This window comes from Lysinibacillus sp. NPDC094177, from assembly GCF_050279145.1.
Lineage (GTDB): Bacteria > Bacillota > Bacilli > Bacillales_A > Planococcaceae > Lysinibacillus.
In genome coordinates, this window is record NZ_JBNNTW010000015.1 from 1 (window position 1) to 26,682 (window position 26,682).

A 26,682-nucleotide genomic window follows, 5' to 3' on the forward strand; every position below is an offset into this window, starting at 1 on the left:
AAAAAGAAATTTGATTAGCTCAAATTGTTTTGCTGGCATCATGTTTGATGTCCAAAATTTTGTTTCGTTCACTAACTCAAGGTTAGCTACTAAAAACTTTATTGATTACGTTTTGCTTGTTCAGTTTTCAAGGTTCATTTCGTTACCACTTCTTTAGCAGCAACTCTTATATAATATCACGTCGTATACTAGATGTCAACAACTAATTTATTTAATTCAATTGTTTTTCACTAGTTATCTTAGCGACTCGTATAATATTACACGTATATTCTAAAAAGGTCAACACTTTTTCTAAAAAAAATTATACCTATTTCATTTCATTGAAAAACTTCCTATTAAATAGCTACAAAAAAAACAACAAAGAGAGGCTAGGTCACAACCAACTGATATAAGAGAAAAAAGAGAAATCGAGCCTGTTCGCTTTCTCTTTTTTCTTGTTTAGAACAAGTCGTTCTATTTTCTTCACCCTATTTCTCTGCAATACAAAGCCCAGAAAATTTTACTATCCGTAAAATTTTCTGGGCTGCTTTGTTATTTATGGAGGTTTTGTCCCAACTTCTTTTATGATATTAACTATGTGTTTTATCCGCGCTAATCAAACTTCATCCCTTTTAACAAATCCGCAAACGCATTGTTAATTGGTTCTACTTCTTTTTCTTGCTGTTTCATGTATTTCTGTACACTACGTTTATCTACTTTGCCACCGCCTTCTTTTTTACGACGGGCTTCAAATGCAGATAACTTCTCACGATAGCCACATTTACATACGAAGATTTGGCCATCACCTTCACCACGAAGTTCTAGCTTTTTCTTACATTGTGGGCAACGTGCGTTTGTGACGCGTGATACGTTTTTACGATGTCCACAATCACGGTCTTGGCAGACAAGCATTTTACCTTTTTTACCGTTAACTTCAAGCATTGGCTTGCCGCAATCAGGACATGATTTTGTTGAGATATTGTCATGCTTATATTTTTTATCACTTGCTTTAATTTCAGCGACTATTTCTTGAGTGTGCTTTTTCATTTCATTGATGAACACTTCTTTTTTCAACTTACCTTTTGAAATTAGCTCTAACTTTTGCTCCCACTCAGCTGTTGTTGCAGGGGAACGTAATTCTTCAGGCACTAAGTCAAGTAATTGGCGACCTTTAGATGTAATGTAAATTTCTTTACCGCCACGTTTTTCGATTAAGAATGAATTAAAGAGCTTTTCAATAATATCTGCTCGTGTTGCAACGGTCCCTAACCCACCTGTTGATTTCAACGTATCAACAAGTTTTTTGTCGTTCGTTTCCATATACTTCGTAGGATTTTCCATTGCTGATAGTAATGTCGCCTCTGTAAAACGTGCGGGTGGCTTCGTTTGACCAGACGTTTGGGCAATTAGCTTTGTTTTTAACACTTGTCCTTGTTCTAAACGAGGAAGCAGCTGCTCTTTGACATCATCCGTTGATTCTTCATCATCAAAACGATTTTGATATACTTCTTTCCAACCAGCAATAGTGACGGTTTTCCCTTTGGCAATAAATTTCTCATTACCGATTTGAGCTTGTACTGTTAATTGCTCGTATTCTTGTGCTGGGAATAATACAGCTAAAAATCGTTTTACTACTAAATCATAAATTTTACGCTCTTTATCATTGAATGCAGATAAGTTCACATAACCTTCAGTTGGAATGATGGCATGGTGATCGGATACTTTACTGTCATCTACAAATGATTTATTCGCTTTAATTGGCTTTGTTAAGATTTTATTTGTTAATGTACGATATTCGCCAATGCCACATGCTTTTAGGCGCTCAGGTAATGTGCCTACAATATCAGATGATAAATAACGCGAATCCGTACGAGGGTATGTCAGCACTTTATGTGATTCATATAGCTTTTGCATAATATTTAATGTTTCTTTTGCAGAATAACCAAATAATTTATTGGCATCTCGCTGTAATTCTGTTAGATCATAAAGACCTGGGGCAAATGATTTTTTAGGCTTACGGTCAATTGAAACGATTTTTGCATCTTGGTTGCCTAATGCTTTAACAATAACGTCGGTTTTTTCTTTATTGAAGCTACGTGAATTACCATTTGCGTCTTGCCATGTAAGCTTTAATGAATCTGTTTGTGCTTCAATACCGTAATACGTTTGTGGTTTGAAGTTTTTAATTTCATCTTCACGTGCAGCAATAATCGCAACGGTTGGGGTTTGAACACGACCACAGTTCAGCTGTGCATTAAATCTTGTCGTTAATGCTCGTGTCGCATTTAATCCGATATACCAATCCGCTTCAGAACGAGCGACTGCAGCAGCATATAAATTATCGTAGTTTTTACCCGGTTTTAAATTTGCAAATCCTTCTTTAATCGCTTTATCTGTGACAGATGAAATCCATAAACGTTTAATTGGTTTTTTCACATTTGCTTTGTCAATAATCCATCGAGCAACTAATTCACCTTCACGCCCAGCATCAGTAGCGACAATGATTTCATTGACATCATTACGAGTTAACTGTGATTTGACCGCATTATATTGCTTACCCGTTTGCTTCATAACGACTAACTTCATTCGTTCTGGCAACATCGGAAGGTCTTCTAAATTCCATGTTTTATATTTATTATCGTAGGCTTCTGGATCAGCTAATGTCACTAAATGACCTAATGCCCAAGTAACTATATATTTGTCACCTTCTAAATATCCGTTCCCTTTTTTATTACATTTCAAAACATTTGCTATATCACGTGCAACTGAAGGTTTTTCAGCAATAACTACACTTTTAACCATATATTCGTACTCCTTTACTAACTATGTAATGTCTAATATACCATAAGTTCGTGGCAGAAATTATTTAGAGCCATCTACTTAGTCTTCATAATAGTCATTGCCGGAAAAATGATTAGGTAGTGATGAAAACAGATCGGGTACCTCAGAGAATTGATCGGATAGCCTGGAAAATTGATCTGGTACGCCTGAAATCTGATCAGGTAGACAATTAATGTAAAGAGCAAATTCACAATTAGCGTGAATTTGCTCTTCTTTTCTATGCTTCAAATAAAAATATCGAAGAGGAACTGCATACTCAAACTCTTAAAACATATGTTGAGTTAACAGAATGTTCACAAAATCGAAAGGGGATGAATGAATGGATGCTCGAACTTTCAGACCTCGGAATGTGATTTGTATGACGATTGTTGTTTTTGTATCGGTGTTAATTGGTTATGGAATATATATAAACTTTATTGATGTTCCCTTCCCATGACGGCCTTACTTCTTTAACTGACTTAACAAGTATTTTCGGTTGTCTAGTATGCGCTGATCTTTTGGCTTAAATTTACGCGCTGCTTCATTATGCTGATGCGCATTTTCATAGAGACGCAAGCGATTGTATAACAAGCTTAATTGTAAATGTGGAAGCCATGTGGAATAAGCATACTTTTGAATACCCATTGTTTGTTCTATAGGCTGCTGTAATGCTTGTGAATACCAATAAATGGCCTCTTTATTTTTCAATTGCTCCATAAAAAAATGACCAATTCGGCAGCATGTTTCTGGTCTAGGTCGATCATATAATAATGATTGTAAAATAGCTTGTGTTGCTTGTTTTGAATCGTGTAGTTGTTGGTAGCAATCCGCTAAATTTAAGCAAGCTTCAATATTATCATCAGCAGTTCCATTTGTGGAATCTAGGAAAATATTATAGTGATTGATTGCTTCTAAAAATCGCTGATGGAATTTTAGTTCATTTGCATAATGAAATGTTTCTCTAGCTGAAAATGGGTGCCCTTCTTTCTTTAAACGCTCATAAATATTAATATTGCGTTGAATATCACTTTTTCTCGGCAAATGTGTAACTGCTATATCGCTATGATAGAGCTGGCCTGTTACATCTAAATACTCATGGACGGCACCCTGCCACTGAAAATTACGTGCACGTTTTACGAGACGAAATCTTTTTTCACTTGATTCTACACAGCCATCTGCATCTAACGTTACATAATAATCCATGGACACAGCATCGACATTAGGATGATAAAGAGATTGCTTAAGTTGTAGGAACTTTTGCTGATGTTCTGTTGTGATCACGTCATCTGCATCGAGCCATAAAATAAAATCTTTTGTAGCTTGTTGAAAAGAAAAGTTACGAGCTTTGGCAAAGTCATCACACCAGGTAAAATCGAAAATTCGAGAGGTATAGTTTTGGACGATATTTTTTGTACGATCAGTTGAGCCCGTATCAATAATATTGATTTCATCCACTAAATGTTGAACGGAGTCTAGGCATCTTTCAATAATACATTCTTCATTTTTGACAATCATACATAAACTAATCGTAAACATCTGTCCCCTCCTTTTTTTGTAATAATATATGCAAGCTTAAAAATTTATCGAGGCTTTTTACCATTTTATCGCCCTACTTTTTGAATTTATCGCCTAACTTTTTTAATTTGTCACCTAACTTTTTGTTTTTATCACCCAACTTTTCCGTTTTATCGACATACACCCCAAATGAGCATGCTCTTCGGCAAAGAAAGCGGTTGATTTCCGTTCCGACTGGGCTCTTTTATCGATGCCGCTTCGCTGCAGGGTCTCGGGCCAACAGATGTTTTTTGCGCGAAAGCGTAGTGTTAACGTAGCGGTAGCAAAGTGTTAACGTAGCGGTAGCAAAGTGTTAACGTAGCGGTAGCAAAGTGTTAACGTAGCGGTAGCAAAGTGTTTTTATCTGTGCGAAAGCGTAGTGCGACGTAGCGACAGCAACAGCAACAGCACCGATGTTGGTCACGAAGGCGTTATCACAGGACGTGATGGTTTTAGCCTTCGTTCCTCTATTTGCTGATCCCCAAGGTGTCACCCAGTCTCCACTCCAATCAACCACCTCACATAGCGTGTATCTTTTGGATAACATCAAAAGATTTCAACTATGAAAAACAAAAAAACGAACGTTGCACTCGTTCGTTTTTTGTTTTATAAGTATTGTTCACGCCACTTTAGTTGTTCTTTTTCTGTGAGCTGCTGTTCTAGGTGCGAATCCCATTGATTTAACAGCGCATTCCATATACGAACGAACAAAATATTTTGTTCTTTATCGTGAAGGACAAATTCAAGGCATGGGATATCATTAATTTGTTTAGCGTCGGTTTGAACAATTTTTGAAATTATTTTTTGTGAGGCTCCCGCTCCAGCTTTTTCTTCATCCTCTTGCTGTAGCGCTTCTATTAACATCTCTTCTTCAAAATGCTCCTGCTTCTCAGCCTCTTCATCGACATAACGATATGGCTCTGGTAGATCATCATATTCTTCCATATTGTCCTCGTCGACAGCAAGAAATGCAAGATGGCCTGGGCTATAGTAAAGGTTGGCCATTTCTACATCTAGCTCCTCTTCAAAGATGCCACGTTCCAGTTGCTGCTGTCCTTTAGAGGTTAATCTATAGAAGCCTTCCGTTTGCTCAATAAGACTCACTCGAGACATTAATGATACTAGATCCTCAATAAATAACGGATCGACTAGTAATAGCTCACTTAATTCTTGTGCGTTTGCAAAATCCGCTTCCTGTATGCTCATTAACAGCATTGTCATCAGGACATCCATAGTAGAACGACGAACTGGCTCATAGGTCACTTCTACCGTTCGAATCGGGATGCTCCATTCATCGGTTTTGACGATATTAACATTCCGATTTTGCTGAATTTCTCGCATTAAGCGCTGCTGTAATTTTGACAATCTACATCACCTGTCCTTCATGATTACGCAAGCCGTTATAGGATTTCACTGTCTCTAACAGATTGCTGTACATCTCTCGTGTATCTGGATGCTTCGCACGTTTGGCAAACATCTCAGCACTTCCGACAAGTAGTAATAGTTCTCGTGCACGAGATAAGGCAACGTTTAAGCGGCGATAATCTCTTGCAAAGCCAACGTCTCCCCCTTTAGGCGTATTACGTACCATGCTAACTAATATGACGTCCATCTCCATACCTTGGAACTTATCGACTGTCCCGGTTCTAAATTGAAGATGTGGTAGCTGTAATTCCTGCTGAAGAAGGCGATTAATTTTCTTAACTTGCTCCCCGTAGAAGCTAATAACCCCAACGCTTTTTTGTGCATCTTGAGGCATACGTCCAGCTGCTTTAGCTTCAATAACAGATGTGTTCAAATCGATTAAAATACGTCGAATTGTTTGTAATTCACCCTCATTGTAACGACTCGTTCCGCCCTTAACCTGCTCCTCTAAATAAGGTTTTTCTGTTGGAATATCGACCCATAGCAAATGATCATCACGGTTAACAAATTGTCCTTCTAGGCAATGGTCTCGCGCTGCATCTGAATCAGGTAAACCACATTGCAGACCATTTTCCTCTTTCGCGTAAAACGGTGTAATACTTTGCATAATTTTTTCATGCATTCGGTACTGCAATGCCAGCATTTGCTTATGTGTTTGCGGTAAATTATTAAACAAGCGTTCAAACAGCGATTCACGCAGTAAATTTTTTAATTCCTGCGCGCCGTCAAAGTTTGGATTTTCATCGAGCATTGCTTTTAACGTTTCCTCCAACGTATCATCTCCAAGTAATGGAGGTAGCTGATGATGATCGCCCACTAAAATAACTTTTTTACCTTTAAGCATTGGCAACAATAGCTCTGGTGGTGTTGCCTTTGAAACTTCATCAATAATAACAACATCAAATGTCGGGTAGTTTTCCATAAATTCCTTACTTGCCGAAGCTACGCATGTTGTACCGATAACATTCGCATGACGCACATATAATTTACGAATTTCATCTAAATCATATTCAGTAGCATTGTGCAGCTTGTCACGCCATTGCTCTTGTAATTTTTTTCGAAGAGGGAGCTGCTGTTCCTTGCGCTGTAATTCCACTATTGCTGTTTTCGAGGATGCAATTGCTTCCACTACTTCCTCGGAAGTGCGCTCCGGTGTTGATTGTAGAAGCTTTGTGCAAGCTGTGAGCTGCTTCTCTTTCTTCAATCCAGCTATATTAATTTCTTTAATGTTTTCTTCTAATTGTGTTAGCTGTTGTTCAATCTCTTGTAAGCTAGTCTGCGCTGTTTGAAGTGCCGCTTTCTTTGGTAGGAGCTGTGTATTAGCATGCTCAACTGCCTCAAGCTGTTGACGTGCTATTTGAAGAGAAGATTTTGATTGCGATACAAGCATTTTTAAATGCTCTACAGACTCTTCTGGCTCAGCATCAATTTGGAATGTCTCAACTAGTTGCTGAAGTCGTTCTGTATGCTGTAAATATGGCTGCAATTGTCGCTGTAAGCTTTGAACGTCGAAGCTTGTAATAGCACACTCTTGATGTAATAAGCCACCAATACCTTTACGTAATGACTCAAACTCCCGATCTTTATGATCTTGTTGTTGTTTAAGAGCTATACCTTTTTGCCAGACAAAATCACGACGCATATATAATCCGAGCAAGAAACTCTCAAGTTGCGCGACAGGTGGTGTTTGATCATCTTGAAAGGCAGTATTGAGTTGCGCAAAAACACCTGTTAGATTTTGCAAGGAAAACGATTGAACTGGCTGCAATCTACTTTTAGCAAGGGCATGTTCTTTTTCTTCATAAGATACCAACGACTCAAGCTTTGCGATAGCTTTTTGTAAACGTGAATTGATGGTTGCCCATGCCTCTAAATCTTTGGCATCCTCTAAATGCTGCAAACGACTAATTTGCTGTGATAGCACATAAGATGGGCGAATGTGATAGTGTTGTAAAAATCGTTGGATTCGCTCATATGACGTTAAAGTGCTGATATATCGTTCGGCTTCCTTCATTAATCGAAGACGATTATTTTCCTCTTCATATTTCAATTGGATATCTTTGAACTGCAGTGCCAGATGTTGCTTTTGCTCTTGCAGCTCCTTATATTGAGCAGCCGCTTCCAATTGCTCAATTTTTTGAGTAGTTTCCTCTATAGTAAGCTTTAGCTGTTCTATAGATGGGCTTTCGGCAAGGGTTTGCTCAAGCGACTTTACAGCAGGCTCGATTTGCGCCAGCTGTTTTTCGTAATGCTCTTTATGTGCCTCGTTCTCCTGCTGCTCAGCTTTTGTAGCCTTTAATTCTTTTTTTAACGCTTGTATTTCCTGCTGTAATATTGGCTCGTCAATTGCAGCCTGTTCTTTTGCAGCTATTTCCTTTGTTAGCTCCTCAAGCCATGCCTCAAGCTTTTCTAGCTCTTCCTCGGCCTTGGTAATACTTGATTTTAGTTCTTGTTCACGTTCTGTAAAAGCTGTGATTTCCTCTTCAATCGCTGCAAGAGTTTGCTCACGCCAATGCAGCGCGACATTTTCCTCAATAAATTTTTTACCCTCTTCTTCAATGCTTTCCGTTCTACCATAGCGTAAAATTCGAATTTCTTGATTGGAAAGAAGTCGTCCTAATGCATTATCCACGGCTAGATTTGATTGAGAGGCCACGAGTGTTTTTAAGCCTGCCTTGACATTTTGCTGACAAATTTCAGAAATAACGGTTGTCTTCCCTGTACCAGGTGGTCCTTGAATCACATACAAGTCTTCAACAGACAATGCTCCTAAAACAGCTCGCCGTTGATATTCGTTTAAATTATTGTGAAAAACAATATCGTCTCGAAGCTTTGATGCTCGGACAGTTGGACGTTTTTCAAATAGTATTGTCTCTAAATTAGGGTTAACTGCCTCGCCTTTTTCTAGCTTTGTAAAACCATTGCGTAATCGTCTAATTTGACTCAATGTCGCAAAATTACTAAAGCTCGCCTGCTTTGAACGAAGGTTAAGTTGATCTTTACGTGCTAAATCCTGTACAAAAGGCTTTAAGTCAATTTCTATTGTCTGTTTCCCTGCATTAGCCTTTAATACTTGTCCAATTTCACCACGTACCCCTTGAATATTCACACTTAACCCTTCAAGCTTCTTCCATTCCTTCGATTTTATATAAGGGCAGACAATTGTCAACCTAGTAAAATCTTCATTAAAATAGCTTTGCTTAAATTCTGTATGAATATCATCTATGGTCGCATCGCGTTCTTGAATTTTTAAATAGCCTTCCCAGCTCGAGATACGCTTTTTCACATATTCTGTGCGCTCCTCAGCTATCGGTAGCTCTCTTATTTTTTTATGAAGATCGAGCGGAATCCCTGCTCCATTATTAGGTCTTGTAACTAATTGTAATGCTGCTGGTAAGCGTCGGTTTGTATTGATTGGGCCTCGCATATGTACAAAACGAATATTTGTAGCTAGCAATCCTTCAACTTTTAGCACACAATCCATAATGGCTGTTTTCTCAGCAAGGACGTCGGTTAACTTTTCATTTTGCTCCGCATTAAAATAAATCGATAAAAATGTTTCACCAACTGTTTTTGCCTTGCGCTTTTCGATATAGACGGTGAATGTATTTTGTAAGGCAAAAAAGGCATGCTCATTTGCTGAGCATTCCTCTACCGCTTCCTTTGCCTTATTAGTCAATATTAGACTACAGCGTTGTTTTTCTAGTAAAGCGATGTCCTGCATGAGCAGCCCTCCCTTCCGTTTCACTAAAATTCTATTTTATCACATCGTAAATGGATACTTGAAAAGAAAAATCCCCTGCACAGTGATTTCCTTCCACTGCACAAGGGATAAAGATTTTATTTTAATGTTGATCAATCGGTTCTTTCGGCAATGTTTTGCTCATTTCACAATACTGTACAAAAACACGAGCCAATTCACGTAAACGATTATGAACATCTTCATCGACAATATTATTATCTGCATCAAAATGAGATGTATGTGTGTATACATAGTTCGGAGTTACAAGTGCACGGAAGTAGTCTAAAATTGGCTTCAACTGATTTTCTACTACTAAATGGTGCTGATATGTGCCACCATTGGCCACGATAGATACTGGCTTATAGCGCATTGTTTTTGGATGCAAGAAGTCGAATGCGTTTTTCAAAACGCCCGGAATCGATGCTTGGAAAATCGGTGTCGCGATAATATATGCATCCGCTTCCTCAAACTTTTGAATCATTTCCTTCATGTCATCATTTAACGGTGAACCGTCTACAATTTGATGCTTATATTGACTAAAATGCATAATTTCTAACTCGAAACTAGCATCTAATTCTTTAATATATTGCTCCGCTTGCTCTAAAATAGCACCAGTTTTACGACCAAACATTGTGCCATCAACGAGTAAAATTTTCATTTTCACTTTGCCTCCACATTTATCTTCTACAATAATATTGTAACAAATGAAAAGAGGCACGGAAAGAAATGTAGTGGTTAAAACCGTAAATTCAGTCTTTAGGCGGAATGTAGTCTATGCAAGAAATATTGCTTTAGAAAGAAACTTCGGCATGTGGATTACTTGTTATTAAAATAATATTTGGCTCATAACGTGGAATTGATTTCCGTTCCGGCTGGGCGCTTTTATCGCTGCCGCTTCGCTTTCGCACAGAGCAAAGCTTCCTTGGGGCGTCCGATGAGCCGCTTCGCTTCGCTGCAGGGTCTCGGGCCAACAGATGTTTTTTGCGCGAAAGTGTAGTGTTAACGTAGCGGCAGCAAAGTGGTTTTGTCTGTGCGAAAGCGCAGTGCAACGTAGCGACAGCAACAGCACCGAGGTTGGTCACGAAGGCGTTATCACAGGATGTAATGCTTTTAGCCTTCGTTCCTCTATCGCTAATCCCCAAGGAGTCGCCCAGCCTCCACTCCAATCAACTTATCTGCATTGAATACATTTTAATAAAGAAATTTCGGTGATGGACCTTTATTTATCCTCACGATGTTGGAAATTTACTTCTTTATCTACAAAGGTTTCCTCTATTTTATATTTATCTCGATTAATAACGACTTCACGATTTACTTTATCTTCTGCATCGCTAGTACCCGATAATTTACGATTATTCCAATTAAATAATTGCTCCCTTGAAACGTCCTCATCCTGCGTTTCAGGAAAATCCAACTTTACTAATTCCTGTGATTGATAAATTGTAACAGGCTGTTTATCGCCGTACAGTGCAATAACTATCATCGCCTTCGCAACTTGGGAAGCTTCTATAGCTCTTGAACGCTTTAATGGCCCAACTAAAAGTGGCTTTGCTAACTTTAAAACCCTCTCTCCCACCTTTTCACCTAAGCGTAATTCCTCCCTCTCCCCGACTAATAAAGATGGGCGAATAATGGAAAGTCTTTGTAAGCCCAGCTCCATAAGATCATGTTCGAGCTTTCCTTTTACTCGATTATAGTAAAATGGAGAATTTTCTTTTGCTCCCATTGCTGTGATGACAAGCATATGTGGGATTCCTCGATTTTTTGCTAACGAGGCAATAGTTAGCGGATATTCAAAATCAACTTTCTCAAATTCCTCACGAGATCCTGCCTTTTTAATCGTCGTCCCTAAACAACAATAAAGTTCATGTGCAAATTCGATATCTTTTTCCTCTAAAGTATCAAAATTACGAATTTTCACTTCTAGCTTTGGATGCGAAAATGCCGGTGCTCTTCGTGCAATAACCGTCACTGAAACATATTCATCATTTTCACATAATTGTTCTACAAGAGAGGCACCTGTTAATCCAGTAGCCCCTACAACAATCGCTGCGCGCATTCCCATTGGTTGTACCCCCTTCTAAGATCCGTTCGCTCCAGAAGTCGCACTGCTGGAACAAAATCAGCAAGCTTCTATTTAAAAACCTAAACAATCATATGTATCTTCCCGCAAACTCTACTTTATTTATCGGTCAAAGAAGGAGCTCTTACTCATTTAATTTTAGGAGTTTTCAAAAACTACTTGGAGAAAGGGGCTGCTACATTTCACATTATGACATAAATTATCTAATCCTAATTTTTTACACATACTTGCCCATCATTCACCATAGTTTAAATAGACGGATGAAAGGATGGGATACATTTGCAAAACGAAATTCAAGCAATGGAACTAAAAAAGACGATTGTTTTCATTATTGAAAGCTGTATTGATAAAGGGCTGTATCCTTTTGAACGGGTTGCAACGCTGGCAAAGCTACTTGCAAATGAAAAAGTTTTCATATTTGTAAAGACCCCTTCAAATGATGGGATTCAAATTTTAATGAATGAAAATCTCTCGCCGATTTTATTTGAACATTTCGATGAGCTACCAAAGCACATGAAAGGTATTCAACCTGATTTAATTGTTAGGGATGGCCGTAACTCCGAAAGCTGGCAAGTACAAAATTTACGACCGTTCTGCAAAACAATCATTCACTTTGATGATTTTGGTGAGGGTGGTCAAGCCTGTGACTGTGTATTGTTAGCACTCTATCAAGAAGTTAAAGACTATTTACCATCTCATTATATTGGCGGAAGCTTCAACTTTGCATTACCAGAGGCCTTCCAGAATTTTGATGATAGACCAGACAGTAAAACACCTGAAAACCCACCTCATATTGTTGTTGCTTTTGAGGATGGGGACGAGCATAACTTAACCTACCGTACTCTTCGACACTTAACGCAGCTACAAATCCCACTACAAATTACAGTGATGATTGATGATAGCTATCGACATGCAACAGATGATTTGCAAATGATGGTGCTTAGTCGTCGTAATACCGCCATTCTTCGTGATAAAAACGCACTCCTAAAACTATTACCAAAAGCAGATGTTATTATTTGTAATGCTAACTATACACCTTACAAAATCGCCTCTTATGGTGTACCTTGTATCACACTTGCACAAACAGAAGCTGAGCTATTACACGCATTCCCTCGTGAACTGAACGGCTTTATCCACCTTGGACTTGGTCGCAAAATGAAGCAATCACAAATTCAAAATGCTGTAATGGAATTTCTATTACACGAGGCTCGAAGCGAACGGGCTGTTAAAAAACAGCGACAGCTTAATCTTACAGGTAACAATGAAGCGCTACAGTCATTGCTTTTAGATTTCGCTTATGATCGTCATAATATCGCTTCTACTTAGTGATTCTTTTAAGGTGGATATGATACAATATAGTAGAATTTTTCACTTTCGTTTATCTTCAATAACAAGAAGTGAATTCAAGCATCATAAGTACCCGATTGATAGTAACTAATAAGCGGTGGGGGATAAAAAAACCTCCATCGCTTTTACACGCATTCAAATATACACAAAAAGGAGCAATCATCATGCCATCAAAAAGTGATATTGAATATCAAATTAGAGAGCTAAAAATGGATTATATGAATTTACAAGGTGACATCGAAAAGCTTGAATCTACAGGTCATAATGATCAAGTGGCAAAAGCAGAGCAACGCCTTGCGAATATGGAAGCAACACTAGCGGAATTAAACAAACAATTAGCAGATCTTTAAAATGAAAATATCTAGCGGTTATAAAAAAGCTTAACTGCTATCTCGGAGGAACATATATGGCAATATTAACAGTAGAAAATTTAGGTCATTCATTCGGTGACCGCACGCTATTTAAAGATGTCTCTTTTCGTTTAGTTGAAGGTGATCATATTGGTCTAGTAGGTGCAAATGGGGTTGGTAAATCAACATTAATGGGCATCATTACGGGTCAAGCTATCCACGATACTGGGAAGGTTGAATGGCTTCCTGGAACGCATTACGGCTATTTAGATCAGCACACTGTATTGACAGCTGGTCGAACTATGCGTGATGCATTACGTGACGCCTTCCTTCCTTTATATAAAAAAGAAGAAGAGCTCAATGAAATTACAGGAAAAATGGCTGAAGCAACACCTGAAGAATTGGAAGTTTTACTAGAGCAAATGGCAGAGGCTCAAGATGCTCTGGATGCAGGTGATTTCTATTCTCTTGATATGAAAATTGAGGAGGTTGCACGAGGTCTTGGTCTTGATGCAATCGGCTTAGAACGTGATGTTGCTGCTCTTTCCGGCGGTCAACGTACAAAGGTTTTACTAGCTAAGCTATTACTTGAAAAACCAAAAGTATTATTACTAGATGAGCCGACGAACTATCTTGATGAAGAGCATATTACATGGTTGAAAATCTATTTAAAGAATTATCCACACGCTTTCTTATTAATTTCACATGATACAGAATTTATGAATGAAACAGTGGATGTTATCTTCCAACTAGAATTTTCAAAATTAACTCGCTATACGGCGACATATGAAAAGTTTTTAGAGCTTGCTGAAATCAATAAGCGCCAGCATATCGATGCTTATGAAAAACAACAGGAATTCATAAAAAAACAAGAAGATTTTATCGCAAAAAATAAAGCTCGCTACTCAACTACTGGTCGTGCAAAATCTCGCGCCAAGCAACTTGACCGCTTAGAGCGTATCGATCGTCCTGAAACAGCTGTAAAACCTGAATTTGGCTTTAAAGAGGCACGTTCTTCAAGTCGTTATGTAGTAGAGGCTGAAAACTTAGTCATTGGATACGACAAAGACAAGCCGTTACTTCCCCCGCTTACTTTTGCTATTGAACGTGGGGAAAAAATTGCTCTAGTAGGTATGAATGGTGTCGGTAAATCAACATTATTAAAAACGATGCTAGGCAAAATAAACCCATTGGACGGAAAAGTTATTCGTGGTGATTATCTTTACCCTTCTTACTTTGAACAAGAGGTAAAGGCGGACAAAATCACACCAATTGATGATGTGTGGAATGCCTTCCCTTCTATGGAGCAAGCACAAGTACGTGCAGCATTAGCTCGCGCAGGACTTAAAACAGAGCATATTACTCGCCCACTTAATTCTTTATCTGGTGGTGAGCAAGCTAAGGTACGTTTATGTAAGCTCATGATGGAAGAAGCAAACTGGCTAGTATTTGACGAACCGACAAACCACTTGGATGTCGATGCAAAAGATGAGCTAAAACGTGCCATGAAAGAATTTAAAGGCACAATCGTTCTAGTAAGCCATGAACCTGATTTCTATGAAGGTTTAGCAACAAAGGTTTGGAATGTCCAAGACTGGTTTACTTCAGGACAACAAAGCTAGAAATATTATTAACATGGGCAGTTACCGGTGTGATTCATGGATCACTCGGAACTGCCCTCTTTTTTGTGCTTAAAATCGGATATGGGTAGTATCATTTTGGCAGTTATATTACCTACCTTAGTGGTTTCTTGGTCTACCCGAGCAGTTACTTGGCTTACCTGAGCAGTTTTTCGACCAACCCGAGCAGTTCCCTGAACCACCCGAGCTCTTAGAAACACTCCTCTTCTCAGCCCCAAATAAAAAGTTTATTTATCTAAGCATAAAAACCTGTATTCAATCATATTAATAATGAGTGGATTAACAATATATCTATCTCCATTAATTCAGACTATTTCTCTCTATATTTGAACAGCTCTCTTTATTCTATTAGCATCTATTATTAATATTGGATAAACTTACATCATTGTAAGCTGAATTTGTGAAACTTTTCGCTCCTTCTTGCGTATATTTTAATGTAGTTAAAAAAATAGCATTTCTGTTTAAGTTTTTTTAAATAACTATTGATTTATATATAGCTTACTAGTAAGATATATATACAACCTAATTAACTTACTAATAAGATATATATTAAATATAATCCTAAAAAGAAAGCGGGGAATGAAGAATGACAGTTACAATTTATTCACAAGCGAGCTGTTCTTCATCCAGAAAAGCACTAAAATGGTTAAAAGATCACAACATCGAATATAAAGAAAAACGAATTACTTCACATCCACTAACACTTGCTGAATTTAAAGAGATTTTAAGCATGACAGAAGATGGAACAGACGAAATTATTGCAACTAACTCAAATGATTTTAAAAATCTTAATATTGATATTGAGCAGCTCTCTATTCAAGAGTTGTTTGAAATCATCCAGGCTCACCCAAGAATGTTACGAAGCCCTATCTTAATTGATGAAAAACGTATTCAAGTTGGGTACAATGAGATGGATATCCGTCGTTTTATTCCACGCAAAGTACGTGCTTATGAGTTAAACGCGATGACAAGATTGGCACAAGAAAGTTAAAACAGTTTTGGAGTTGACCTTATATGGATCAAGAAAAAGAAAGAGCCATTACCTCATTGTTTGAAGTAGTATCTTCCATTGAGCGTAAGTGGGCAAACGAGTGGAATAATCATAATGTACTCGGCTTTTCAAAATCCCATATTTTAATTTTAGACTACTTATCGCAGGAGGGACCAAAGCGCCCTTCTGCCATTGCTGATCGGTTAAAAGTGACGACTGGTGGTGTCACTGTATTAACAAGTAAGCTCATTAATGCTGGCTTTATTGAAAAAACACAGCATGCTACAGATCGACGAGCATCTCAATTGAAAATTACAGCGGATGGCGAAAATATTTTGGAAGAATCCCGTCTGCAAGTTAGCGATCTTATACACAATATGTTTGGTATGCTGACAGCTGAGGAAGTACAAACATTACGTGATATATTTTCAAAATTACTCAATGCGGAACCTAATCGATTTGAGTAAACGCTTCATTTTCACACCTTAAAAAGTTAGACATGCATCTAACTTTTTAAGGTGTTTTCATTTGGCCAAATTTTGGTGTTTATCCCCCTTACCACCGACTGCCAAGTTTCATCGGTTGTATGACATAATATAAAGTCTCTGCTCGCCAGTTTTTCCACAGGATTGTCGGGGCACTCACCTACTAGCCTTTTATGCTTCCAAAGAGTGAGGATGATCCCCCACCTAAACTATTTTTAGACGCTTAGTTTAAACCGAAATTTGGCGCTTTTACTTCTTCTGGAATAGCACATTCATAATGTTTCCCAGCTCTTAAATTCACAAATTCCTCCTTCGCTTTTTTAATAACATCTGGATCTAGTAAGGAATCGAGAGCAGCTCCTGCCATCGCTTTTGCCGCATAATGCATCCCCTTCATACCAAGTGAAGATCCAAAAGCAGAAGTTGCTTGCCAAGTATGCACTTGGACCCCATATGGAGCACAAGTTGTAAATACCTGACCAAGAGGTGCAATCCACGAAACGTCCCCTAAATCGCTAGAACCTTGCATGGATTGGCGAAAAGTTTGTGGCATATGAAATACCTGCTCCACCAATACCTCTTCACTTATTTCATTCGGTACAAAAGATTGTTGGGCGGTACCTGCAAGAACAGAAGGATCTAATGAAGACTGTAGTGATTTTGCAAAAGTGAGCTCGTCCTCTGTAAAAGATAATGGTGGTAGCTCGTTCCACTGCGTCAACATTTGCTCATTTAATGTGAAATTCGGTAATGTATCGTAACACCCTGCCTTCAGCTCCCAATGCACTTCTGTTTCTGTCATCATCGCTGCCCCTTTTGCCACTTTAATGAGTCTGCGTTCTAAATCTTTGACAGCATCACGATTTGCTCCGCGTAGGTAATAATAGACACTTGCTTTATCTGGAACAATATTGGGTGCTAAGCCACCATTTGTAATTTGATAATGAATACGAGAACCGTCTGGCACATGCTCCCGTAAATAATTGGCCCCGACATTCGTCAATTCAACAGCATCAAGCGCACTTCTCCCTAGATGCGGCGCACCAGCAGCATGTGCTGTCCGACCTGAAAAATAAAATTCAATGGCAGTGAGTGCTTGCATAGAGAAGTTCGCAGTCATGTTAAACGTAAATGGATGCCACGTATAGACAACATCTAAATCATCAAAAACACCGGCACGTGCCATATACGATTTCCCAGATAACAATTCCTCCGCTGGGCATCCATAATAACGAATCGTTCCTTGTAAATTGTTAAGCTTCATCACTTCTTTTAAGGCAACTACAGCTTCTACTCCAGCCGTTCCTAATAAATTGTGACCACAGCCATGACCAGGTGCCCCCTCCTCCACAGGCGAATATAATGAACTGACTTGCTGTGATAACCCTGGAAGCGCATCAAACTCCCCTAAAAAACCAATAATTGGACTACCTGATCCCCACTGTGCATAAAAGGCCGTTTGTACATCACCAATCGGCGTAACAATATCAAACCCTTCTTTTTTCAGAAAATCTTGTTGCAGCGAGGAAGCAAATGTTTCTTCATAGCCTAGCTGAGGATTGTCCCAAATTTTCTTTGCCATCTGACTAAACGTTTCTTCATTTTGTTGCATCCATTCAAATAATAATTGTTTCATAGTTAGTATCCCTCCACAGATTTTATATTTGTTTGTTGCTGATGGTTAACTGGTAGCGTAACAGCGATTACAGCTGCGATTACGCACATAATGGCTAAAAATATAAATGATGTTTTAAAGGAACCACCTGATACATTAATTAAATAACCCATAATTATTGGCGAAATAATCCCGGCCGCTTGTCCACCAAAATTTACTACACCAAAAGCTGTCCCAACATTTTGCTGATTGACAACATGGTGTGGCGTCGTAAATATAAACGAGGCCATAAAAGAGACTAATATAAAGGCTATTGATTGATACGTAATAGCTAGTGCTGCAGAAGCGGCTGTAGACATGAGAAATAAACAAACAGCTAGCACAACTGCTCCAAAAATTACGCCATATTTCGAGCGCCCTCCTAACTTTGAAATAATTCGACCACTTATAATCATTCCAATAGCTGCGAAAATAGCTGGTATAGCAGCTATGAATCCTACATTTTTTAAATCTAAACCATGCACCTGCATTAAATATGTTGGCATCCATGAGCTCAATCCCCAGTTCGCAATATTAATAAAGAAGAAAATAAAAAGCACACGCATTAGATAAGTATTTTTTAATACTTTGCTAAAAGAGCTCTTCTCTTCGCTTTCTTTTTGCTCCTCTGCTATAAATGTCTGTGTATTTTTCGTACTCCACAAAAGAGCGATTACAAAAATAAGTCCTAAACCAGAAATTAAGAAAAATACATTGCGCCAATCCATTACCAATAATAGAGGAGCACAAATAATAGGAGCGATAGCACTACCTATCATATTGGATGACATCATAGTCGCTTGAGCCTTTGTACGTTGTTCTTTCTGAAAATATATAGAAATTGCTTTTGTACTTGCGGCAGGATATCCCCCTTCCCCAATACCAAATAAAAATCGAATTAAGAGCAATGAAGTGAGTGACCAAGCTAGTCCTGTAAATGCAGTGAAAACTGACCAAAAAACAACGGCACCAATTAATAATTTAATCGGTCCGTACTTATCCGTTAGCCATCCACCAGGAATTTGCATCACAGCATATCCAAAGAAGAACGCACTTAAAACAAATCCTAGCTCAGTGGCTGATAAGGACAAATCTTTGCCAATACTAATTAAAGCTAGGCTAATAGCAGTCCGGTCAATGTAAGAAACCATCCATCCAAAGAACAAAACGCCTAAAATTAAATTACTGCGTTTTTTCAGTTCGACATTCATAACTCCACCCCTTTCATCAAATTATCTAAATATTAAGAAAAATAAAGGACGAAATCATTAGAATATCTTACAATGTTTATAAAAGTTCATTAGAATATATTCTGAAATTTAGGGAATGGAGTCGAAATAACGATGTCTCTAAGGGAAAATGAATTTATATTGAACGATGACAATTGTAGCTTTTATATTTATAGTGCAACAAAGGAATGGTCTTTATTTTCTGGTCGGCCCTGTGATATAAACCCCGACCTTAAAGGAATACATTGGGATAAACAACAGCAACGCTTCAGTGCAACGTTATACATACCTGAGCCAAATGAGTATATGGTAAAAGGGATTATTTTTGGAGATTTTACAGGCTATGATGAGCAATTTTTAGTTTGGCAGCTAGAAAAGACCTTTTATCAGAAAATCCTCATACAGCAACGTGAACAAAAATTAGCAATCATTCAGCTAATGGGTGCGATGAATTCAACTTTGAAAATCAAAACGCTATTGCAGACCATCATGGATTTTGCCATTCAAGCTATTCCAGTAATTGACCGTGGATTTTTAATGTTATTCAATTCTGAAAGGGAGCGTTTATATACAGTTGCTAGTACTGGGGTGACAGAGCGTATCTTTGATTATGCTCCCCAATTAGGCGAGGGAATGGCAGGTTATACATTTCAAACAGGTATATCAGACATTTACACCTATCAAGAAGCATTAAAGATCATGAGGAATATCGCGAAAATTAATCGAGACGCATTAGCGGAAGCCATACATTTAGGAACAATCGAGAATATTACATCGATGGCTGTTCCTATTGCCTTTAATGAAAGAAAACTCGGTGTGATGGTTGTCCATCAATATACAAATAAGCGTGCTTTTCAACAAAGTGATTTAAGACTTCTAGAAAGCTTCGCATCGCAGGCAGCAGTTGCTATAAGAAATGCGGAAGCATATGAAGAAATAGAACGGCTAAATGCTTACTTTGTAAAGCAAGATGAAATACATCAAATCTTTATTAAACTATCCTTGCAAAATGTACAAGAAATGAAAATCATTCAAACAACGAAGGAATTATTACAATTAGACGTTCAATATGTAAATTTAGCAGATCGTAAAACGTTTTTACAGCTGGCTCAGATGGACAAGCTCGCAACAATTAACGAGGAACAATTAATTGATATAGGCTATGTTTTTCCGATTGGAAATGAAAAAGAAACTTTTGGCTATTTAATTATTCAGGGTGTGGAGCAATTAACGAGTCAGCAACGTATGATTATTGAAAATGCGGCGATGAGCTCAACTTTAAAATCATTACAAATACAAGCAGCTGGACAAACGAATTTTAAAGAACGTTTTGAGCTTTTCCAACAGCTTATCTCTGGACGAGCCCCTCTCGTTGATTCTCGTTATGATGAGTTAGGACTTGATATCAAGAAGCCAACATTCGTCGTAAAATTTAAGCTGAAACACTTTTCTCATAAAAATAGTATGCAATTTATTCAACATGTACAGCAATATTTTAAAGATCAGCATTTTATATTTACACAGCGTGAAACGGTCGTTTGGGTACTACAAGGAGAAACAGCGTTTCGTCAAAAAATAAAACAACAATTAACGCAAGCCATCATCAGTTGGGTTCAGTTTTATCATCAACAAGTTGCAATTGGCATAGGAACTGTACAGGATCACTTACTTAAGGTCGCCCAGAGTGCAGAAGAAAGTAAACAAGCTCTCCGGCAGGCTCTGCGCCACACAAAAAAAGAAGATAAAGTAACAATTATTTGTTATGAGGAGCTAGGTATTAATCGATTATTCAGTAAGCAAAGCGAAGAAGAGCTTGGACAATTTGTCCATGATATATTAGCTCCATTATACAAGTTAAAGGATGAAACTTTACTTGAAACACTTCGTTGTTACATTGATCAAAATCGTTCTATTTCGAAGACAGCTTCCACCTTACACGTTCATCAAAATACGCTATACCATCGACTTGAAAAAATCGAGCAATTATTAGATCGAGATTTACACAATCCCGCACATTATTTAGAAATTCATTTAGCCCTGCATTTAAGTGAATGAGAAATAAAATTGTTGTTTATCGGCATTGATTGAGGTTTTATCAGCGATGTTCGATGCTTTATCAGCGATGTTTGAGGTTTTATCAGCGATGTTCGAGGTTTTATCAGCGATGTTTGAGGTTTTATCAGCGATGTTCGAGGTTTTATCAGCGATGTTCGATGCTTTATCAGCGATGTTCGAGGTTTTATCAGCGATGTTCGAGGTTTTATCAGCGTTGTTCTCTGTTTTACCAGCGATAAAATCAAAAAAAGATGCATCGCAAAGTAATTTTGCAATGCATCTTTTTTGAATTGGCCGAACGAATACTTCCGTCTAAGTAATTATTTAGTGCGACCAATGCATGTCATCATGCTGGTAGCACAGACTCTACTATTGATACATCAGCCATTAGCATTTCTTTCAAACGAGCTTTTGCACGGAATAAACGAGATTTCACAGTACCAATTGAAACTTTCATAATTGAAGAAATTTCAGCAAGTGAATATTGGTCTATATAGAAATACCATAATGTTTTACGATAAATCCCATCTAATTGACCCATTTTATCCTGTACTAATTTAGTTACAATATCTTTTTCAATTTTTTCTTCAGTTGAAATGTCATTATTGGGAACCAAATCTAAAATCGGTACGTCTAATGTTTCAGGTTGGTTCATCATGTATTTACTGCGTCGTGCTTTTTTACGATAGCGATCTCTAAATGTATTCATTGTAATTGTTGTAAGCCAAGCTTTAATATGCTCCACCTCGGCAACGCTATCCTCATAGCGCACAACTTTTACCCATACTTCTTGCATTAAATCTTCAGCTTCTACATTATTGCGAGTAAGTTTTAAACATAAGTGGTATATGTAACGATTGTATTCCTCATATACGCCTTCTAATTTTTCATTCATTGTGTATTCCTCCGCTTCTTGTTCTTGCTTCTATACACATTCTCGCAAAATAATGTATTACACTCTATCGTATTGGCTTTCAATTACATTACAATCGTGTAAGCTTAGATGCTTTCACTTGTAATATTCGTAAATATTGTTTTATTACTATACTTCTTTTTCGATAGAAAGCTTCTTAACACGCCCTTCTCACTTCTTTTTTATTGTACTTTCAATAACTTTTCCTCAAATTACCAAAACGGAGTTCGGATTATTCAAACAACTCAAGAGGAAGGATATTAATATTCACTAGCTTCAGGTGTGGAGAACAATAAGAAAAGGAGAAGCAAATTTTAGCCTCTGATGAGTCTTCATTCTCAACAGGTGCCGAATTCGTCATCGATGGTGAAGCAACAGCAAAATAAAAGGCGGGATTAAATATGAAACTAAAAGATAAAGTAGCAATCGTAACAGGTGGCGTAAGTGACATAACGCGATCTGAATTGGATCATTTTTTTCTAATCAAATACAAAAAAATGTTATATGATAAATAAAATAGGTTATAAAAGGAGCTGGCTATTATGATCTTCCCACCTTTATTTGAACATGATGTACCTGAAGTTATTCTCCCTTAACGGAGAATCTTCATATCTCCGTTAAGGACAGGCATTGTCTAGAGATAACGGAGGGGAAAAAATGAAAAAAACCTTATTAGGTTCCTTATATTTATCACTTGCTGCTAGCATTTGGGGCGGCATGTATGTAGTAGTAAAAGTAGTTGTCGATACTATTCCACCATTAGAATTAGTATGGCTGCGTTATATGATTGCAATAATCGCTTTGTTCATCATTGGCACTATTACAAAGCAATCTTGGCGAATAGATAAACGGGATTGGCTGTTAATCTTTATGATTGGGCTAATCGGAAATACGATTTCTATCGTTGCTCAAGAAATAGGTACTATGCTGTCTACTGCTCAAATGGGAGCCATCATTACTGCAACAACACCGGCGTTTATGGTTGTTTTTGCGCGGATCATTTTAAAAGAAAAACTTACCTTACGAAAAGCTGTTTCTATTATTCTAGCGACATTTGGAGTCTATATGATAGTAGGTAATGCACATATCGATCCCTCACATCAATTAGGCGGGATTGCTCTACTAATCGCTGCCCTAACCTGGTCACTGATGTCCGTCCTTATTAAAAGGGTACCGGAGCAGTATTCACAAATCGTTGTCACTGGCTACGGAACACTTGTCGCTATCATTGTCTTAACACCTTTAGCCATTCCACGATTAATAAATTTAGACTTCCATGCTATGGCAGAACCATCAATCTGGGGTGGCCTACTCTACTTAGGCGTTATCTCTACTGCGTGTGGCTTCTTACTCTGGAATCGTGGATTACAGATGCTCAATGCTGCAAGTGGTGGCTTATTTTTCTTCTTCCAACCAATCGTCGGCACCTTCCTGGGATGGCTATTACTAGGCGAACAAATCGGCTTATCCTTTTGGGTTGGAACCATATTAATCTTTAGTGGCGTACTACTGGTTATTCGAAAATAAGCACACTAAAAGCTGAATGATACTCTCTCATTCAGCTTTTTATTAGAAGTTATTTAGCGCGAACCTAGGTTAATTAGAAATAAAAGATTCCGAATTCAGGTGCTCACAATATTCCCTTATCAATTTCCATTCATCTTTGTTCTTTCCTAAATCTCTGAACAAATAATTTTACTACATCTATAAATTTCCCATCCATTTCAAAAGTTACCCAAAACGTTGCAATGACTTCGTTTTTAGATGCAGGAGAAATATGTAAATCCTTAAAATGCCATTTCGGATCATGACCTACATAATGTATGCCTCTACCCAACCATTACAAGTCTCTTCGTATCCCCAATCTGAAATATCAGTTCCAGGTCCTACCCACCGCACCTCTATATCTGGTGAAATTAAAGCATTCATTTCATTTGCGTTACAACTATTCCATACTTTTTGAAAACGATTAAAAAAACTTTGAAAATCCTCGATTAAAGTTGTCGTAGAAGACATTTAATAACCCCCTCATAAAATATAGTTCACTAATTACATTAACAAAAAAAACTTAAAATTTTGAATATTGTTAAAAACGGCACCTTGTTCCTTTTTGTAAATCCATTAAATATAAATGGCTCATTACCCTAACGTGTGGTTGATATCCGTTCCTACTGAGCGCGTCCGTTGAGCCACTTTTTTGCAAAAATCCCACAATTCACTCATTTTTTATTAACGCCTTAGATGTGGTATATTATTACAAAATATATATTACTCAATATATCCAAAGTTATTAGTATATACCACTTTAAATAATCGAGGCATTGGAGGAAATATTTTTGAAAAACTTCTCTATTAGAAAGAAAATTTTAACACTCATTACGTCCGCTGTTATTTTTTTGCTAATTATTTCAGGTGGCGGTTTTTATTACATTAATGATATGGCACAAAAAACCAAATCTATGTATAGCGAATCCCTTTTACCAATCCAATATATCGGTCAAATTCGAACTGACACTCGTGCGATGGATGCTTTCCTTTTAGAGCTTATGATTACTTTGGATTCTAAACGCAATGCCGAGCTACAAGCTAACATCACAGAAAGAACTCAAAGTATTGAAGAATTAATCGGAAAATTCGAAGACTCTTATACTGGAAAAGAAGATGAAAAAAAACTATTAGAATCTATTAAATCTAATCTTGACGAATATATTAGTGCCATGACAGAGGTCAGAGATTTGGCTAGTAAGAACCGAAACGAGGAAGCCTATTCCCTATACACTACAGATATGGATAACTATCGTGAGCAAGTGGCAACTGATGCACGTAATCTTATGACTCTATGTTCTAAAGATGCTAATGAGCTGAATGAAGCAAATAAAAAAAGTTTATCCACTACTATACTTGTTACTGCCATTCTCACTATTATAGCCATTATTTCGTTTGTTACCTTGGCAATATGGATTGGACGTTTAATTGTGAATCCAGTTAAAGGGTTACAGGCTAATATGTTAAAGGCAGGCGAAGGTGATTTGACTGTGCAAGGTACCTATTCATCCAAAGATGAAATCGGTCAATTAACTCAATCATTTAATTCGATGATTAATAATATTCGCAATACGGTAACAAAAGTCACTGAAACTGCTAATCATGTAGCCGCAGCATCTGAAGAATTGAATGTTAATGCAGCAGAAACTACAAAAGCAACAGAGATGGTTGCAAATACGATGGAAACTATCGCTCATGGATCTGTAGAGCAACTAAATAATGTTTCTAATACATTCAATACCGTCAATGAGCTTTCAACAGGTGTTCAACAAGTAGCTGGAAACGCTCAAGCTGTAAGTGAGCTTTCAAGGGATTCATTATCCTTGGTGATAACTGGTATAAATGCAGCAAATCAAATGAATGAACAAATGATAGACATCACAGATCGAGTAAATGGTCTATCCGAAGTTGTTGACTTGTTAGGAAAGCGTTCTTATGAAATTGGTCAAATTATTGATTCTATTACAGCGATTGCTGAACAAACAAATCTACTTGCCCTGAACGCCGCAATCGAAGCCGCACGTGCTGGCGAGCATGGGAAGGGCTTTGCCGTAGTTGCAGATGAGGTTAGGAAATTAGCAGAACAGTCTGCTGTTTCTTCAAACCAAATTGAAGTATTGATTTCAGAGACACAGAAAGATACTCAAAAGGCTGTTGAATCAATGAAGTTGGTAACGACGGAAGTTACAGCAGGAATTAAAACAACAGAAAATACACGTACAACTTTCGCTTCAATTCAAGGTGCCATCCAAAGTGTTACGATGCAGGTAGAAGAAGTATCTGCAGCAGTCGAGCAAATGGCAGCAGGAACTGAAGAAATAGTTGGTAGTATGAATACGATCCATTCCGTAACTAAATCTACTACAGCCGGCACAGAGAGTATTTCTGCTACGTCCGAAGAACAAATGGCATCAATGGAGGAAATTTCATCATCTGCTTATGCACTCGCAAACTTAGCAGAAGAGTTAAGAGACTTAGCAGCTCAATTCCGAGTTTAATATGATTTGTCACTAATGATTAGGGGGTCACTTCATTTTGAAGTGACCCCCTTATGCCGCTTATTTAGTTAAGTAGCTCTTAAAAAGCTGGGACAAAACCTCATTTTTCTGCAGCAAAAGTGGAGCGGAGCGCAACGGCAGCGACAAAAATCTTTAATGAGCTACAGTTTTGAGATTTGTCGAGAACTTTTGATTGTTTATCGACCAACTTTATCGATTTATCACCCAACTTTTTTTAATTTATCAACCAACTCTTGAAAAATATCGACATCTACCTTCATGCAACACTCTCTGACAGCACTGATAATTTACGTCGCTTATGACATAAGCATATTTTTTTAAGCAAAATTTAAAAATTCAACACAAAAAAAA

The 26,682-nt window shown here is 37.8% G+C and carries 19 protein-coding genes; 9 read left to right on the forward strand and 10 right to left on the reverse strand.

Annotation, left to right across the window (positions count from 1 at the left end):
• Nucleotides 1–591 precede the first annotated feature (591 nt).
• The 6 genes from ACQKNC_RS19020 to ACQKNC_RS19045 all read right to left on the reverse strand — a co-directional run bounded on the left by ACQKNC_RS19020 (nucleotide 592) and on the right by ACQKNC_RS19045 (nucleotide 11,585).
• Nucleotides 592–2,781: a DNA topoisomerase III gene (locus tag ACQKNC_RS19020; RefSeq protein WP_427426314.1), complete on the reverse strand. Its 2,190-nt coding sequence runs from the start codon at nucleotides 2,779–2,781 to the stop codon at nucleotides 592–594.
• 480 nt (nucleotides 2,782–3,261) lie between these two features.
• On the reverse strand, nucleotides 3,262–4,335 hold the full coding sequence (locus ACQKNC_RS19025) for a glycosyltransferase (RefSeq protein WP_427426315.1): 1,074 nt from the start codon (nucleotides 4,333–4,335) through the stop codon (nucleotides 3,262–3,264).
• 624 nt (nucleotides 4,336–4,959) lie between these two features.
• Complete coding sequence (locus ACQKNC_RS19030; RefSeq protein WP_427426316.1) at nucleotides 4,960–5,718, reverse strand: hypothetical protein; 759 nt, start codon at nucleotides 5,716–5,718, stop codon at nucleotides 4,960–4,962.
• Between the two features lies 1 nt (nucleotide 5,719).
• Nucleotides 5,720–9,502: a DEAD/DEAH box helicase gene (locus tag ACQKNC_RS19035; RefSeq protein WP_427426317.1), complete on the reverse strand. Its 3,783-nt coding sequence runs from the start codon at nucleotides 9,500–9,502 to the stop codon at nucleotides 5,720–5,722.
• A 121-nt stretch (nucleotides 9,503–9,623) separates the two neighbouring features.
• Nucleotides 9,624–10,178 carry an NADPH-dependent FMN reductase gene (locus ACQKNC_RS19040; RefSeq protein WP_427426318.1) on the reverse strand — a complete coding sequence of 185 codons (555 nt, stop codon included), beginning with the start codon at nucleotides 10,176–10,178 and terminating at the stop codon, nucleotides 9,624–9,626.
• A 561-nt stretch (nucleotides 10,179–10,739) separates the two neighbouring features.
• Entirely contained in the window at nucleotides 10,740–11,585 is an 846-nt protein-coding gene (locus ACQKNC_RS19045; RefSeq protein WP_427426319.1) for an NAD(P)H-binding protein, read from the reverse strand.
• 297 nt (nucleotides 11,586–11,882) lie between these two features.
• On the opposite strand from ACQKNC_RS19045, the gene ACQKNC_RS19050 reads away from it, so the two are divergent.
• From ACQKNC_RS19050 to ACQKNC_RS19070, 5 genes are all read left to right on the forward strand, one after another.
• Complete coding sequence (locus ACQKNC_RS19050; protein ID WP_427426320.1) at nucleotides 11,883–12,929, forward strand: PseG/SpsG family protein; 1,047 nt, start codon at nucleotides 11,883–11,885, stop codon at nucleotides 12,927–12,929.
• 185 nt (nucleotides 12,930–13,114) lie between these two features.
• On the forward strand, nucleotides 13,115–13,300 hold the full coding sequence (locus ACQKNC_RS19055; RefSeq protein ID WP_427426321.1) for an SE1832 family protein: 186 nt from the start codon (nucleotides 13,115–13,117) through the stop codon (nucleotides 13,298–13,300).
• A 56-nt stretch (nucleotides 13,301–13,356) separates the two neighbouring features.
• Nucleotides 13,357–14,922, forward strand: a complete 1,566-nt coding sequence (locus ACQKNC_RS19060) for an ABC-F family ATP-binding cassette domain-containing protein (protein WP_427426322.1) — start codon at nucleotides 13,357–13,359, stop codon at nucleotides 14,920–14,922.
• Between the two features lie 604 nt (nucleotides 14,923–15,526).
• Nucleotides 15,527–15,931, forward strand: a complete 405-nt coding sequence (gene spx / locus ACQKNC_RS19065; RefSeq protein ID WP_427426323.1) for a transcriptional regulator Spx — start codon at nucleotides 15,527–15,529, stop codon at nucleotides 15,929–15,931.
• A gap of 23 nt (nucleotides 15,932–15,954) precedes the next feature.
• Nucleotides 15,955–16,398 carry a MarR family winged helix-turn-helix transcriptional regulator gene (locus tag ACQKNC_RS19070; protein WP_427426324.1) on the forward strand — a complete coding sequence of 148 codons (444 nt, stop codon included), beginning with the start codon at nucleotides 15,955–15,957 and terminating at the stop codon, nucleotides 16,396–16,398.
• A 241-nt stretch (nucleotides 16,399–16,639) separates the two neighbouring features.
• On the opposite strand, the gene ACQKNC_RS19075 is transcribed toward ACQKNC_RS19070, so the two are convergent.
• Together ACQKNC_RS19075 and ACQKNC_RS19080 are read right to left on the reverse strand one after the other, a co-directional pair.
• The gene (locus ACQKNC_RS19075; RefSeq protein ID WP_427426325.1) at nucleotides 16,640–18,052 is read right to left on the reverse strand and encodes an amidohydrolase; all 1,413 of its coding nucleotides are present in this window, start codon (nucleotides 18,050–18,052) and stop codon (nucleotides 16,640–16,642) included.
• A 2-nt stretch (nucleotides 18,053–18,054) separates the two neighbouring features.
• Entirely contained in the window at nucleotides 18,055–19,281 is a 1,227-nt protein-coding gene (locus ACQKNC_RS19080) for an MFS transporter (protein WP_427426326.1), read from the reverse strand.
• A gap of 132 nt (nucleotides 19,282–19,413) precedes the next feature.
• Between ACQKNC_RS19080 and ACQKNC_RS19085 the strand changes: the two genes are divergently transcribed.
• Together ACQKNC_RS19085 and ACQKNC_RS19090 are read left to right on the forward strand one after the other, a co-directional pair.
• Nucleotides 19,414–21,354 (forward strand): helix-turn-helix domain-containing protein, encoded by a 1,941-nt coding sequence (locus tag ACQKNC_RS19085; protein WP_427426327.1) that lies wholly within the window; start codon nucleotides 19,414–19,416, stop codon nucleotides 21,352–21,354.
• 46 nt (nucleotides 21,355–21,400) lie between these two features.
• Nucleotides 21,401–21,643, forward strand: coding sequence for a hypothetical protein (locus ACQKNC_RS19090; RefSeq protein WP_427426328.1), 243 nt, complete (start codon nucleotides 21,401–21,403; stop codon nucleotides 21,641–21,643).
• A 57-nt stretch (nucleotides 21,644–21,700) separates the two neighbouring features.
• Here ACQKNC_RS19090 and ACQKNC_RS19095 read toward each other — a convergent pair whose 3' ends face one another.
• Complete coding sequence (locus ACQKNC_RS19095; RefSeq protein ID WP_427426329.1) at nucleotides 21,701–22,249, reverse strand: RNA polymerase sigma factor; 549 nt, start codon at nucleotides 22,247–22,249, stop codon at nucleotides 21,701–21,703.
• Nucleotides 22,250–22,924: 675 nt separating this feature from the next.
• Between ACQKNC_RS19095 and ACQKNC_RS19100 the strand changes: the two genes are divergently transcribed.
• Nucleotides 22,925–23,794 carry a DMT family transporter gene (locus tag ACQKNC_RS19100; RefSeq protein WP_427426330.1) on the forward strand — a complete coding sequence of 290 codons (870 nt, stop codon included), beginning with the start codon at nucleotides 22,925–22,927 and terminating at the stop codon, nucleotides 23,792–23,794.
• Between the two features lie 285 nt (nucleotides 23,795–24,079).
• Here the strand turns inward: ACQKNC_RS19100 and ACQKNC_RS19105 are convergent, their stop codons facing one another.
• On the reverse strand, nucleotides 24,080–24,283 hold the full coding sequence (locus ACQKNC_RS19105) for a hypothetical protein (protein WP_427426331.1): 204 nt from the start codon (nucleotides 24,281–24,283) through the stop codon (nucleotides 24,080–24,082).
• 320 nt (nucleotides 24,284–24,603) lie between these two features.
• Here ACQKNC_RS19105 and ACQKNC_RS19110 point away from each other — a divergent pair, with 320 nt between their 5' ends.
• Entirely contained in the window at nucleotides 24,604–26,310 is a 1,707-nt protein-coding gene (locus ACQKNC_RS19110; protein ID WP_427426332.1) for a methyl-accepting chemotaxis protein, read from the forward strand.
• Nucleotides 26,311–26,682: the final 372 nt, after the last annotated feature.